Source organism: Dyella tabacisoli (assembly GCF_003350925.1).
Taxonomy (GTDB): Bacteria; Pseudomonadota; Gammaproteobacteria; order Xanthomonadales; family Rhodanobacteraceae; genus Dyella_C; species Dyella_C tabacisoli.
This window is the reverse complement of record NZ_KZ857182.1, coordinates 118,138-132,848: the sequence shown is the minus strand read 5'-3', so window position 1 is coordinate 132,848 and position 14,711 is coordinate 118,138. Positions and strand designations below refer to the sequence as shown.

Annotated in this window: 10 protein-coding genes; 2 read left to right on the top strand and 8 right to left on the bottom strand. The window is 60.6% G+C overall.

All coding sequences use genetic code 11. From position 1 onward, the window contains the following. Nucleotides 1-152: 152 nt before the first annotated feature. Complete coding sequence (locus DVJ77_RS18170; RefSeq protein WP_114846940.1) at nt 153-2,567, top strand: hypothetical protein; 2,415 nt, start codon at nt 153-155, stop codon at nt 2,565-2,567. Nucleotides 2,568-2,609: 42 nt separating this feature from the next. Here the strand turns inward: DVJ77_RS18170 and DVJ77_RS18165 are convergent, their stop codons facing one another. The 7 genes from DVJ77_RS18165 to DVJ77_RS18130 form a co-directional block, all read right to left on the bottom strand. Next, nucleotides 2,610-3,263, bottom strand: a complete 654-nt coding sequence (locus tag DVJ77_RS18165; RefSeq protein WP_114846939.1) for a DsbA family oxidoreductase — start codon at nt 3,261-3,263, stop codon at nt 2,610-2,612. Between the two features lie 106 nt (nt 3,264-3,369). After that, a complete protein-coding gene (locus DVJ77_RS18160; protein ID WP_114846938.1) occupies nt 3,370-6,306 on the bottom strand; it encodes a TonB-dependent receptor plug domain-containing protein in 2,937 nt (978 codons plus the stop codon). A 289-nt stretch (nt 6,307-6,595) separates the two neighbouring features. After that, a complete protein-coding gene (locus DVJ77_RS18155; protein ID WP_114846937.1) occupies nt 6,596-7,102 on the bottom strand; it encodes a DUF1993 domain-containing protein in 507 nt (168 codons plus the stop codon). Then, nucleotides 7,099-8,418 (bottom strand): TCR/Tet family MFS transporter, encoded by a 1,320-nt coding sequence (locus DVJ77_RS18150; RefSeq protein ID WP_114846936.1) that lies wholly within the window; start codon nt 8,416-8,418, stop codon nt 7,099-7,101. Before DVJ77_RS18150 ends, DVJ77_RS18155 begins: the two co-directional genes overlap by 4 nt. A 63-nt stretch (nt 8,419-8,481) precedes the next feature. Then, nucleotides 8,482-8,814, bottom strand: a complete 333-nt coding sequence (locus DVJ77_RS18145) for an EF-hand domain-containing protein (RefSeq protein ID WP_114846935.1) — start codon at nt 8,812-8,814, stop codon at nt 8,482-8,484. 5 nt (nt 8,815-8,819) lie between these two features. Continuing rightward, complete coding sequence (gene folE, locus DVJ77_RS18140; RefSeq protein WP_114846934.1) at nt 8,820-9,422, bottom strand: GTP cyclohydrolase I FolE; 603 nt, start codon at nt 9,420-9,422, stop codon at nt 8,820-8,822. A 320-nt stretch (nt 9,423-9,742) separates the two neighbouring features. Further along, nucleotides 9,743-11,185 (bottom strand): DNA recombination protein RmuC, encoded by a 1,443-nt coding sequence (locus DVJ77_RS18130; RefSeq protein ID WP_114846932.1) that lies wholly within the window; start codon nt 11,183-11,185, stop codon nt 9,743-9,745. A 193-nt stretch (nt 11,186-11,378) separates the two neighbouring features. On the opposite strand from DVJ77_RS18130, the gene alaC reads away from it, so the two are divergent. Next, nucleotides 11,379-12,611, top strand: a complete 1,233-nt coding sequence (alaC, locus tag DVJ77_RS18125) for an alanine transaminase (RefSeq protein WP_114846931.1) — start codon at nt 11,379-11,381, stop codon at nt 12,609-12,611. A 745-nt stretch (nt 12,612-13,356) separates the two neighbouring features. Here the strand turns inward: alaC and DVJ77_RS18115 are convergent. Beyond that, entirely contained in the window at nt 13,357-14,577 is a 1,221-nt protein-coding gene (locus DVJ77_RS18115) for a DUF2252 domain-containing protein (protein WP_114846929.1), read from the bottom strand. Nucleotides 14,578-14,711 lie beyond the last annotated feature (134 nt).

The window sequence follows — 14,711 nt, the reverse complement described above, 5'->3', positions numbered from 1 at the left end:
CACATCACGGCGTAGCGTTTCGGAAGTAATCCGCAGTGTTTGTATCTTGGCGGTGTGGCGCATGCACCCGACGTGGATCGAACGACAGCCGGAAACCCGTCAGGTGGTCACGTTACTTCCGCCCCTTCCCTTTGTTGAAGGAGGACGGAACGATGTCTGTGCAAGCTCGCCAATCCACGCTAGCGTCTAAGCGCGCCGGCCATTTACCCGCACGCCATCGATCGATGATGCGCCTTGCCGGATGGCTGATAGTGTTCGTCTTCGCCTCGGCTGTGTCGCTGGCGCGAGCTAGCGCGGTCGACTTGTTTGTAGTCGCTGATTCGCCGAGTGCAAAGCCCAATACCAGCACCACGATGCATTTGTTCGTCGGTAATGTGGGTGCGGCCGGCACGGGAAACGTCGAGCTGACCTTTGTCACGCCGGCTTATGTCAATGTCCACTCGCCATTGCCGTCGGGTTGCCAGCTTCTCTACGAGAATACCGAGCGCAGCGTGCCCTCGATCGTGCTGTGCACACTGCCGGCGCTGGGCCAGTTTGAAGTGCGCGAGGTGGATTTGAATCTGGACGTCGATGCGTTGGCGCCGCCGGCATTGACCTATGGCAGCGTGATGATTTATCCCGCTGCAAACAGCGTCGATATTGAGCAGGACATTCACGACAATGCCATTGCGCCTGGCGTCGAAGTGGCTTTGGGCACGCCGGTTTCGGGGGCGAATATCAATTTGTACGCGACGGGCAACGCACCGGCTATTCCCGAAGTAGGCAGCCGCGATCAAGCTTCGGAAGTCTTCACGATCGGCAACAATGGTTTGAGCGCAACGACCGGCGCTGCGCATTTCGGTATCGCCACGCCGTTTTTCATCAACGACGTCAGCGCGCAATTGCCGAGCGGATGTATCGAGGCGTACTCCAACCCACGGCCTAACGTGCCTGAAGTGGTGATATGCACGGTTCCTGCCGGTCTGGCCCCTGGCGACACGGTGCAATTTCCGTTGCGCTTCAGGCTGATCGCCGGCGGGCCTACCGGGCCGCAATGGGGCGTCGGCGCGGTGTCGCCGGTACCTGGTTCAACCGACGTGGACAGTGATCGCGCGGACAATCTCTTCGAGCCGCTGGTCAATGTGACGGGGCCGGCCAGTACCACCCCCTTCTTGGTGCGGGTGCCTAAAGACAAGGCCCCGGTGAAGGAGCGACTGCTCCACGCGCTGACCAAAGCAGCCCCCCTCGCGCCGGCTAAGCCGCGTCTACCTAAGTTGGTGCCGGATGCCAATGTCGATTTGAACTTGTCGACCAATCACCCGGTGATTGCACCCGGTGCGATCGATCAGCAAATTCTCACGGTCGGCAACAACGGCCAAAGTGCCAGCGGCAATGTGCGCATCGTTTACGCCTTGCCGTTGTATGCGAATGTTGCGGGTGCGCTGCCGAGTGGCTGTGTCTACCTGTACAACAACCCCGATTACACGATCAATCAGATTGTGCAATGTCTGGTGGCCGGCCCTGCGCAAAATCAGCAGGTAACCCTGACTATTCCGATCCAGGTTTCACCGAATGCACCTGCTGCGGCGTATTACGGTGCCGGCATTGTGGTGCCTGCAGCACCTGGCGATGTCGAGCAGAACGTTAGCGACAATGTGACGACGCCGGGTTTTACCGCAACCGCAGGTGCGCCGGCGCCGGTGGTGGGTAGCCGCAATGCGGTAGATCTATACGTTGCCACCAGCATGCCTAATTTGTTGGCCAATGCGCCGGCGAACGTGGAAGTTACCGTAGGCAACAAAGGCCCGCATGCCACCACCGAAAAAGTGCTGGTGACGTTCATCACGCAAGAATTCGTCAACCACAGTGCGCCGCTGCCCGATGGCTGCAGCTTGCTTTATGAGAATGCGGACCCGGCGGTGCCTGAGGTCGTGCAATGTCTGATCGATCCGCCGATTGACGTCAATGGCGAAGTTAACCGCAGCATTCCGATCAGGCTGGTGCCCGGCGCACCGTCTGGCGTGCCGTTTCATACCGTGATGGTCAGGCCGCAGACATCGGTCAACGATGTCGAGATAGATCCCAGCGACAATATGAGCTTTATCGGCGCACGTACCTCGCGTTTGCCACTGCACACACTGACGCTGTATCTGCATGGAAACGATATTGCCGGGACGGCGGGCGGTTTCACGATGAACACGACGCCGGCCTCGTCACAGTTGCTTAGCCTTGATCTCATAAACAGTCCGAGCTGGTTCAGCGACCCGCCCCTGGTCGGCAATTTCACGACGGGTGCGGCGTTTTCAGTGACCTTGCCGTGCACGCTGTCCCTGGGTGTGAGCGTGAACTACAGCCTGGCCTCCACCGCGCTCGACGGCAGTGACAGTCAGCCGGTGGGATCGGCTAACGAACTGCTTTCGCTATGCCTGCTTGGATCGCATACGGTATCGATACCGGTGACAACGCCGCTGGCGTTCGATAACCGGCGTTTGAAGCTGACGATATCGACGCTATTAAGCCTCAACCTCAATCTGCAGTTGGGCTCAGGTGCGTATGTACAAGGGACCAACTACGAAGGCACTCCATAGCGGGTGATTGGACCTGTCCCCGGCTGTTGCCGGGGACAGCGATCAGACCTCTGCGGCGATTCTGCGCAGCGTTTCCTCGAACACTTCAGGCGGCTGACCACCCTGGATCAAGTAACGCTCGTTGACGATGATGGCCGGCACGGAGTGAATGCCTTGCGCCTGATAGAAGCGTTCGCGCTCGCGCACTTCATCGGCATAGCGATGCTCGGCAAGTACCGCACGCGCTTCGTCGGTATCGAGTGCGGCTTTGCCGACGACGCGGAGCAGCACATCGTGTGAACTGATGTCTTCGCCCTCGGTGAAGTAGGCCTCCAACAGCGCCAGTTTCAGTGCGCCTTGTTTGCCTTGCAGCTCGGCCCAATGCAACAAGCGATGCGCATCGAAGCTGTTGTAGATGCGCCGACGCTTGTTCATGTCAAAGGTGAAGCCGACCGCCGCACCACGCTGGCGGATTGCTTCGTGATTTTGCGCGAACTGCTCCGGGGTACTGCCGTACTTGCGGGCCAGATGTTCGCCGATATCTTCGCCTTCCGGCGCCATCTGCGGATTCAACTCGAACGGCTGGAAATGCAGCTCGGCGGTTACCTGGCCGTCCAGATGCCGCAGCGCCTGCTCCAGCGACTTCAGGCCGACAGCGCACCAGGGGCAGACTACGTCGGAGACGAAGTCGATTTTCAATGGGGTAGGGGTGGTCATTGCCATGTTCGATGGGGGTATGGCCATCAGATGGGGATGGATGGGCAAAAAAAATAGGGCCGGCAAAAGCCGGCCCTATTGCTTCAGTTAACCCTGATACGCGCTATCAGAAGTTGTAGTTGAAGCCAGCGTAGTAAGCGCGACCCACGGCATCGTACAAGCCGCCACCGAAGGTGGTGCCGAAACTGTTCACCGGCGGATTGCGGTCAAATACGTTGGTAATACCGAGATAAGCCTGCCAGCCGCTGTTGCCGAATTTGTAGCCGGCTTTGACGTCGTTGAAAAAGCCCGAGGACGAACGGATCGGCGTGGTCTGGGTCGGGTTGGAGCGATAGCTCTCGTTGCTGACGCGCAGCATCGAGGAGAAGTAGCGCGCATTCCAGTTGAACATCCAGTTGTTCAATGTGTAGGTCGCGCGCAGCACGGCCTTCCATTTCGGGAAGCCCAGTGTGCCGTTGTCCTGCACGGTATTGCTCGGATCGTCCTGGAACGGGTGCTCGGTATAGGCGATGACCTTGGTCGCATCTATGGCCCAGTTCATCCGTCCGCCGAACATCGGGTGCGAGTAGTACGCGCCGATATCGACGCCGGAGGTGCTCAGCGAGGAGATGTTCTGGTTGAGCGAGCTGACGTAGACCAGTTCATGCGAGGTGCCGTCACGCTGAGTGTTCTGGCAGTACACATTGCCGATACCGGTGGTCGAATCCACGCAGTGGTTGGCCATGTCGGTGCCGGTGGGTGCGGCGACGGCATTGCTCAGCTTGATGTTCCAGTAGTCCAGGGTTACACCGAAGCCGCTCAGGAACTGTGGCGTCAGCACCATGCCGGCGGTCCAGGTACGGCCTTGTTCCGGCTTCAGGTTCGGGTTGCTACCGGAGACGCCGCGAATGGTTGCGCCGTTGGTGGAGGTCCAGCCTTGCGGAACGCCCAGGGCCACGCAGTTCGCCTGGCGCACGGATGGATTCGGGCCATTCTTGATCTGTGCGGCCGTGCAGGGATCAGTGATGGTGAAGAAGTTTTCCCGCTGGCCGCTGTACAGCTCACCGATATTCGGTGCGCGCACGGCGCTCGACATGGTGCCACGCAAGCGGACGTTGTCGTCGATCGACCAGTCCAGGCCCCAGCGCCAGGCCTTGGTGTGGCCGATGGTGGAGTAGTCGGAGAAGCGGGCTGCGGCGTCGAAGGTCAGGTTTTGCGCGAACGGGCGGCCGGACAGCAGCGGCAAGGCTGTTTCGATATAGCCTTCCTTGACGTCGTAAGCGCCGCCTGAAGGCGGAATCGCGTTGAGGAAGGTCAGGCCAGCCACGTCCAGCGGATCGGTTACCTGGCGGCTGCTCTCGCGGCGGAATTCCACGCCGGCCGCGATGCTGGCGGCACCGGCTTCGAACGGCATCTGGAACAGATTGTTGTTGGTCACCGAACCGCCGCCGACGAACTGGGTCAGGCGCGAGCGGGTGGTGGTGGTGGTGTTGAACCAGTTGGCCGCAGCCGCATTGATTGCGCCGTTGCCGAAAATGCTGGTCGGGACACAACCGCCGCCCAAGGCAATCGGATTGAGTACGCGCGGCCTGCCTTTTGAGTCCAGGGCATTCGGGTTGGTCGCACCTGGATTGATGGTGGAGCGGCAAACGATATTGCCGCTGACCGGATCGCGCACGGCATCGAGCGAGGCCGCAAAGCGGTCTTTGATGCGGTTGTTGAGATTGTGCCGGGTCTCGTCGGTGACACCGTAGTCCACCGAGGCGTCGTAATCCCAGTCGCCGGCGATCGCGCCGTTGATGCCAAACACCGCACGGGTGGTATCGCGGCTGGTGTCTTCACCGCGCCGGCCGCCGTCGACATCGAAGCGTCCGACCTTGATGCTCTTTGCGCCGTTGGCCTTCATCAACGCAGCCAGATCCGGCGAAATGTAAGGATTGTCGCTGGTGATCGTATAGGCCGAGGCGCCGCTGCCGAAACCGGGCTGGCCGTATTTCTTGACGTCGACGTGGCTGTAGTTGCCCTCGAAGTAGAGGTGGTGGTCCGGCGTGATATTGAAGCTGGCGACCGTGCTCAGGCTGGTACGGCCGTAGCGCGGCTGCAACTGGTTGACCTGATTCAGATCGGCGCGGTCGCAATCGGTGCAGCGACCGGTATCGTCATAGAGTCCGCCGAAGCGCTGCGCACGCACGCTGCCGTTCGGATCGAACACATAACGCTTGGTGATGTCCGTGGGTTTGCCGAAGGAGAACGTGCCGCCCTCGGTAATCGTGTAGCTGCCGGCGTTACCGAACAAGGCGGTGTCGGTGGGGCCGTTCGGCGTCTTGATCGAGGCGTAGGACTGATGGCCGAAGCGGTCGCTGAATTCCTGCGAGTCTTGATCGCTGTGTTCGATCGACACGGCGACGTTGCCGCGATCCTGGGCGAAGTTCATGCCGCCGGTCAGCGAGATCAGTTTTTTGTCGAAGCCGCCATGCTCGGAGGTGCCGTACTGCGCATGCAGGTTGGCGCCCTTGTAGTTCTTCTTGAGGATGAAGTTGACTACGCCGGTTACCGCGTCGGCACCGTAGACCGCCGAGGCGCCGCCGGTGATGATTTCCACGCGCTCGACCCAGTCAGCCGGGATCAGGTTGACGTCGACGGCGGTATTGCCGGCGGTGGCGCCGACAAAGCGGCGGCCATTGACCAGCACCAGGGTGCGGTTGGTGCCCAGGTTGCGCAAATCCTGCCTGGCGATGCCGACCGTGCCGATGAACTGGCTGGAATTACCCATGGTGAACGAGGTCGCCAGTTGCGGCATCGTCGTCATCAGGTCGCCGATATTGATGGCGCCCGTAGCTTTGATGTCGGCGGCGGTCAGCACGCTGATCGGCGTCGGCGAAATCACGTTCGGATTCGAGATGCGACTGCCGGTGACCGTAATGCTTTCCAGGCTGGTGGCCTGTTTTTTGGTGGCGTCGTCGGCGGCATGATCTTGCGCCATCGCGGCCGTAGTATTTAGCGCGGCCAGGCACGCGAACGCGAGAATCTTGCGGGTGTACGTGTAACGGTTCCTTGTGTTCAAGGCACTCTCCCCCTAACGGTTGTGGTCGTAAATCTTTTTGATATCAGCGCATCGCGACGCCGCCCCTGCGAGATGGCGATGGCTTGTAGAACGGGTTGTTGACCGCGGCCACGCGAGTGGCCCATCAACAAGTTACGATTCGACCACAAGAACCTGACGTGAAACTTGCGAATGTGAAGAGGGCGTGAGTTAAAGCTGTCGCCAGGCTTGCGGGGGGCGGAGATGCCCGCGCATGCAAGGTGGCTGTTGCCGACCTTGCATGTTCTTGGCTGCTATGGGCGGCCTGTCGTCAGACTTTGCCGATGAAATCGGCCTTGCCTAGTTCGGCGCCTGCGGTGCGCAGGATCGCGTAGGCGGTGGTGCTGTGGAAGAACATATTGGGTATGACGTAATGCAGCAGATAGTGCTCGCCTTCGAACTGCAAATTGCCATTGCGGCTCTTGATTTCGATCGCGCGGGTTTCGCTGCCGTCGATCTGTTCGGGCTTGAAGGTCTTGATGTAAGCGATGACACGTTCGAGGCGTGCGTGTAGTTGCGCGAAGCTGGTTTCGTCGTCTTCGATCTTCAATGGCTCGACGCCGGCGAGGCGGGCGCAGGCGTTTTTGGCCATATCGGTGGCGATCTGTACTTGCCTCACCAATGGATACATGTCGGGGATCAGTCGCGTCTGCAACATCACCTCGGGCGAGATGCCGTTAGCCAAGGCATGCGCCTCGCCTTTTTTCAGGACATGGCTGAGGTTGCTGAGCGTGCGCAGGAAAACCGGTACGGAAGCTTGGTACATGGACAAGGTCATGGCGATGGCTCCAGTGGATCGGCAATCTGAGGGGGTAGTGGCGGTGGTTTGGCACCATCGGCTGGTATCTCGGCCAGATCGGTGGTGCGGCGGGTGATCCATATGGCGATCACTGTGCCGATCAACAGCAATTCGGCCGCTAACACAAAAGCCAAGCCGGGCAAGTGCACCGGCGATGATTTCATGATTGAAAAGACAAAGACATGGGAGAACAGGAACGGGCCGAAAATACCGGCGAAACTGCCCAGGCTGCTGATTGCGCCTTGCAGGCGCCCTTGTTCAGTGGGGTCGACCTGGTGCGTCATGATCGATTGGATGGGCGGCCCGCTCAGCCCCCATAGCGCCATCAGCGGTATGCCGAGCAGAAACACTACGCCATTGCTGGCCAGCCCCATGAGTACAAATGCGCCGATGCCGAACAACATGCCCGCGATCAGTACGCGGCGCTCGCCGAAACGCGGGGTCAGCCGACCGATCAACACGGCCTGCACGAAACCGTCGCAGACGCCCACCAGCATCAATACCAGGCCCACCGCTTCCGTGCCCCAGCTATAGCGATAATCGGCATACAGCACGAACACGGTTTGCAGCACGTAGTGGGCCAGGTAAACCAGAAACATCACCACCGCCAAACCCAGTACCTGTGGATAACGGCGCAGCAGCTTGAGCGAGCCTAGCGGATGCGCGCTATGTAGCTCGAAGCGCGGCGTGCGGCGTTCTTTCGGCAAGGATTCGGGCAATACAAAGCAGCCGTACAAAAAGTTGCACAGCGCCAACCCTGCGGCCACCCAGAACGGCAGGCGCAAGTTGATGGCGCCCAGCCAGCCACCCAGGCCCGGACCAAGGATAAAACCGAGGCCGAAGGCGCTGCCGAGCATGCCAAACGCCGCTGCGCGCTTTTCCTTGGGCGTGATATCGGCGATGTACGCGTTGGCCGTCGTAAAGCTGGCGGCCGTCATGCCCAGCAAGATGCGCGCGACAAATAGCAGCCACAGGGTGGGGGCCAGGGCCAGCACGATGAAATCCACCGCCAGACCGAGATTGGAGATCAAAATGACCGGGCGGCGGCCAAAGCGGTCCGAAAGCGCGCCCTGCACTGGCGAGGAGACGAACTGCACGATGGCGAACACCGTGCTGAATACGCCCACCCACCAGGCTGCTTTCGCGATGCCGCCGCCGGCCAGTTGCTCGACCAGGTGCGGCAGCACCGGAATCACGATGCCGAACGCCAGCATGTCCAACAGCACGGTGACAAAGATGAAGGCGACCGCGGCACGACGGCGCGGTTCGGCGACAACAGTATCGGGCAGGTCCATGGGGCGATATGGAGGGTTGGGGAGGACACCATAGCGCAACATCCCGCGCCAGGTGATGTCAGCTTAACCCTGTGGCGGCGCAGCCAGTTCCTTAGCGCTCAAATAGCCATCATGGTTACGGTCGAGCTTGTGAAACTGCCGGCGCAGGTTGTCTTGATAGCTGCGAAGCGTGATCGGTTTGCCGTGGCCGCCGGGGAGTTCATCGGCTTCGAGCACGCCGTCGCCGTTGCTATCCATGCGGCGAAAGCCGTTGCTCATGTACTCCACATACTCCGCTTCGCTTATCTTGCCGTCACCGTTGCTGTCCATGCGTTGAAGATATTCGGCGGGCGTTTGCGGAAAATCTTGTGCCGCCGCGATGAGCGGCAGCAAAAGCAGAGCGGCGAAATAGCGCATAGGGGCTATCGACGTCCGCCATGGATGCCGATGAACTGCAAAAACTCGGCGCGGGTACGGGCATCGTCGCGAAATGCGCCGAGCATCTGGCTGGTAATCATCGATACGCCGCGTTTGTGTACGCCGCGGGTAGTCATGCACTCATGACTGGCGTCGATCACCACGGCCACGCCGGCCGGATGGAGGTTTTCCTGGATGCATTGCGCGATTTCCGCGGTGAGCTTTTCCTGCACCTGGAAGCGGCGCGCAAAGGCGTCTACCACACGTGCCAGCTTGCTGATGCCAACGACGCGATTGGTCGGCAGGTAGCCGACGTGGGCACGGCCGACGATCGGCGCCATGTGATGCTCGCAATGGCTTTCGAACTCGATGTCGCGCAACACCACCATTTCGTCGTAGCCGGCAACCTCTTCAAAGGTGCGGCTCAAGTACTCGCCTGGGTCGACCCGGTAGCCGCTGAACCAATCGCGGTACGCCTTGACCACGCGCTTGGGCGTATCGAGCAGACCCTCACGCTGCGGGTCTTCGCCGGACCAGCGCAGCAGAACGCGCACGGCTTCTTCGGCTTGTTCACGGGTGACTTCGGTCGAATCGGGGAGATCGCTCATGCAGATTCCTTGGGGCATGCATAGACGGGGGAGTTTAACGGGAGGGAGATGAGAGCGGGGAACGGGGGATGGGGAACGGGGAACATGCGGCTTGAGTGGTGGCTGTGGTGTTGCGGTCTTTTTTAGGCGGGGAACGGGGAATGGGGAATGGGGAACATGAAGTTCGAGGGGATATGGCAGGTCTGCGTTCTTTTTGATTTTTCTTTGTTTTTTCTCTTGCTTTTTTGCTTGTGCTTTTTAGGCTTTTCCCCGTTCCCCGTTCCCCGTTCCCCGTTCCCCGTTCCCCGTTCCCCGTTCCCCGTTCCCCGTTCCCCGTTCCATCAAATCTCGACGTCATCCTCGTCGTTTTCGATGCCTGGCAAGTTGTCGCCCAGGAGGGGGCTTGTCTGGCCGGGCATGGTCTCGACGTCGCGCAGTTTGCGTTCGATGGCGCGTGTGCGCTGGCCAGCGCTGTCGATGCTGTTGCGCACGGTGTCCAGTTGTTTGCGGGTCTTGTCCAGCACCAGACCGAACTTGCCGAACTCGGTCTTCACCGCCGCCAGCAACTGCCAGACCTCGCTGCTGCGTTTCTCGATCGCCAGCGTGCGGAAGCCCATTTGCAGGCTGTTGAGCAGTGCGGTCAAGGTAGTGGGGCCGGCCAAGGTGATGCGGTATTCGCGCTGCAGCATGTCGGACAGGCCGGGGCGACGGATGACCTCGGCATAGAGGCCTTCGGTGGGCAGAAACAGAATCGCGAAGTCGGTGCTGTACGGCGGCGCTACGTATTTGCTGTGGATGCGTTTGGCTTCTTCGCGCACCCGTGTTTCCAGCGCGCGGCCGGCGATTTGCGCGGCGTCGGCATCGGCCGCTTCCTGGGCATCAAGCAGGCGTTGGTAATCTTCGACCGGAAATTTCGCATCGATCGGCAGCCATACGGGTTGACCATCTTGTTGGCCGGGCAGACGTATCGCGTATTCGACACGCTCGTTGGAGCCTGGCACGGTGGCTACGTTGGCGGCGTACTGTTCCGCCACCAGGATCTGCTCCAGCAAGGCGCCCAGTTGAACTTCGCCATACGTGCCGCGTGTTTTCACATTGGTCAATACGCGTTTGAGATCGCCCACACCGGTGGCCAGACTTTGCATCTCACCAAGGCCGCGCTGCACGGCCTCCAGGCGTTCGGACACCAATTTGAATGACTGCCCCAGCCGCGTTTCCAGCGTGCTCTGCAGTTTTTCGTCGACCGTGGCGCGCATTTGTTCGAGCTTGGCGGCGTTGTCGTTCTGAATCGCCTGCAACTTGGTTTCTAACGTGGTGCGCATGTCGGCCAGGCGCTTTTCGTTGTCGGCGGTGAGTGCGGCCAGGCGCTGTTGCAGCAGTTCGCCGAAGCGATTGAGGCTGAGCGTGGATTCCTCGCGGCCTTTGCGAGCGTCTTCGGCCAGGCGCTGTGCGAGGGTTTGCAGGCCGGCGTCCGTACGCTCGGTAAGCAGTTCAAGTCGCTGGCCGAAGCCGCTGATGCGCTCCTGTTGCTGCTCGCTCGTGGCGCCGAGCTGCTCATGCACCAGGCTGCGAAACTGGCCCAGGGTCTGGGTCAGCTCGCCACGGCCGGCGCGCTGCTCTTGCGCCAGTGCCTCCCGTAGATGGCGATTGTCGTCTTTCAATGCATCCAGCCGTGCGGTGAGTCCGCCGTCACCACGGGCGCGTAGCAGTGAGGCGATTTGCAGCACCAGTACGGCCAGCACGGCGATGATCAAGACGATCAGCAGGGTTTCGACAGCGGGCATGGTTATTCCAGGGGATGCAGGCTGGCAAGTTTACGCGCTGTCGGCCATTCACTCGACAAGCCGCCCGGCATGGTCGTAACGTTGCATCACCCCGGCGAATCGACGCGAACTGCGTAGGCGGCGGGGTAGGTCGCCACAGCGGCCGGCGTCGCTCGGACGGTTCCGGGCGCTTACGTTAACGAGATCACTCAGCATGACTGACCCAGTTGGTTTGCCTACGAGCAGCCCGCGCCGCTTTACGCGCATCGAACGTCTTCCGCCCTACGTTTTCAATATCACTGCCGAGCTGAAGATGGCCGCGCGCCATCGCGGCGAAGATATTGTCGACCTCAGCATGGGCAATCCCGATGGGCCAACCCCACCGCATATCGTGGAGAAGTTGTGCACGGTAGCGCAGCGGCCCGATACCCATGGCTACTCCACGTCCAAAGGCATCCCACGCCTGCGCCGCGCTATCGCCCATTGGTATGCCGAACGCTATCAGGTGGAGATAGACCCGGAAGCCGAGGCGATCGTCACTATCGGCTCCAAGGAGGGGCTGGCGCATTTGATGCTGGCTACGCTCGATCGCGGCGACACCGTCTTGGTGCCCAACCCCAGTTACCCGATTCATATTTATGGCGCGGTGATTGCCGGCGCGCAGATCCGCTCGATCCCAATGGCGCCGGGCATCGACTTTTTCGCCGAGCTGGAACGCGGCATCCGTGAAAGCTTCCCCAAGCCGAAGATGATGGTTTTGGGATTCCCGTCCAACCCCACGGCGCAATGTGTGGAGCTGGATTTCTTCGAGCGGGTGATTGCGCTGGCCAAACAGTATGACGTCCTGGTCGTGCATGACTTGGCCTACGCCGATATTGTCTACGACGGCTGGAAAGCCCCCTCGATCATGCAGGTGCCTGGCGCCAAGGACATCGCGGTGGAGTTTTTCACCTTGTCCAAGAGCTACAACATGGCCGGCTGGCGCATTGGCTTCATGGTCGGCAATCGTGAGCTGGTTGCTGCGCTGGCACGCATCAAGAGCTATCACGACTACGGCACCTTCACCCCGCTGCAAGTGGCGGCCATCGCGGCACTGGAAGGCGACCAGCAATGCGTGCGCGATATCGCGATGCAGTATCAGCAGCGCCGCGATGTATTGGTACGCGGTCTGCACGAAGCGGGCTGGATGGTCGATAACCCGAAGGCGTCGATGTATGTGTGGGCGAAGATTCCCGAGGCTTACGCGGCGCTGGGCTCGTTGGAGTTTGCCAAGAAGCTGCTCGCCGAGGCTAAGGTCTCGGTATCGCCGGGGATAGGGTTTGGGGATTACGGGGATGACTATGTGCGGTTTGCGCTGATTGAGAATCAGGATCGGATTCGGCAGGCGGTGCGGGGGATTAAGACTATGTTTCGTGGGGATGGGGTGTTGAAGGCGAAGCTTGGCTAAGTAGGTGGGGGTTATGGCGACCTGGGTCGCCTGCGGCGGGCTTTCGGCCACCTGCCGGTGGTCGAGTCACTTTCTCTTGAATGGCCAAGAGAAAGTAACCAAAGAGAAGGCCACCCCCATGCAGCGCTCTCCGGGCATCCTGCCCTGCGAGTGCGTGAGGCTAGGCCGGGCTTTTCGACAGGGCATCCTGCCCTGGCGAAAAGGCATCGACATCCATGTCGATGCCCCTGCGGGCCTTGTCGTCCAAGCCTGACCGCTGCAAAGGGGCCCCGAAGAGCAGCGCGCGTCCAGCGCGCACTCGGGAGCGACTGCCAGCAGTCGCCGATGAATGAAATGGTGAGGCAGCGTGGCTCCCTCCCCTGCTCGCAGGGGAGGGTTGGGGAGGGGTTCAATCTTGCGGCAAGGTTGGACCCCCTCCCAGCCTCCCCCTGCAAGCAGGGGGAGGGGCAAAAGCGGCGCAGCGGCGGCTTTTGACGTTGCCGTTGCTCTTGACCTTTGGGGCCCCTGTGCGTCGGTGAGGGTCGGACGATCAGGCCCGCAGGGGACTCGGCATGGATGCCGAGTCCTTTTCGCCAGTGCAGGGATGCACTGTCGAAAAGCCCGGCCGGCCCTCACGTACCCGAAGGGCGACTCACCGGGGTGCTCTTTCTTTTGATTACTTTTCTTTGAGCAAGCAAAGAAAAGTGACTCGGACCCCGGCAGGGGTTCGAAAGCCCGCCGCAGGCGAACAACCTAGCGACAACACTCACGTCTCACCAAACACCCCCGAATCATAACCCCGAGCAAAAACCTTCCAATCCCGCCCCACCTGCTGCGCACAATCCCCAGACAACTCCAACAACTTCGCCGGCCAACGCGCCTTGCCGCCATAGGCAATCAACTCATCCGCACCAGCCGAGCCATGGCGCCCACTACTGCGCAATTGCGCCCAGGCAATAAGCTGCCCCATCGACTGCAACACCCCTTCTAGGCGATCCAGCTTGCCGTTCCAGTTACCAAGCGCCACGCGATCCTCAGTGGGCTGCAGGCCACGCAACACGTAAGACACGCCATCCATGTTCACAGCTTTCAGAAAGGCCGGCGAGATGGCCTGCATACGCTGTTGCACGGTGACGACACGCTCGGCTTCGCTGTGCCAATCGGGTTGGCTGAGTTTGATGCCGCGCTTGAGCAGTGCAGGCGCCAGTGAGGACGGTATCGCCTGCTTGAGGTCGAGCAGGTAATTGCCGTCGGGCGAGCCCTTGCCCTCGATCAAGACCACGTAGCGATCCACGCCAAGGCTGCCGGTGCCGGCGATACGCCGTGCGACATCGAGCACACGGTAAAAGCGCGGGTTGGCTTCGTTTGCGGCGACTTGTTCGATCAGGGCGGTGACCTTGTCGCGCTGTTTGCCGGTGACTGGCAGCGCTTTTTTGCCATCGGTGCGCAGTGTGCGTTTTTTGCCCTTGCGCTCGGTGCGGCTGTCGAGGAAGGGTGGGCGTAGACGTCCGCGCAGGCTGTGCAATAAATCGCCCACCATGCCGTCGGCAGTGTCTCGTTCGATCCAGCGTGCTTTACCGTTACTCAGGGCGGCGGTATAGGCGTCTAAAAAGCTGCGGCACAAAGACTGTGCCTGTGCGGGTTTCAGTTTCAGGCTGCTGGCGCCGATGCGTACGCTGGTAAGCAAGCGCACCAACTCCCAGGTGCAAGGGGCCAGGGTGGCTTCGTCGAAATCGTTGAGGTCGAAATAGACCAGCCGATTGTCGCCTTTGTAGCTGCCGAAGTTCTCCAGGTGCATATCGCCGCAGACCCATGCCGGCGGCGCCTTGCTGAGCAACTTGGCTTGCGGCAGTTGGGCATAAAACAGATGGCAGCTACCGCGCAGGAAGGTGAATGGATCGCGCCGCATCGCCGCGTATTTTCGTTGCAGACGCTCGGGATCGCGGCCGGTGTTGTAGCTGCGGATGGTTTCGATGACATCGAGCATGGCGGGGCCTTTTGGAGCGGGGAACGGGGGATGGGGAACGGGGAACATGCAGACTGGTGGGTGCCTGCGGCGCCGCGTTCTTTTTTGATTTTCCTTTATTTTTTCTTGCTTTTTTGCTCCTGCTTTTTAGGCTT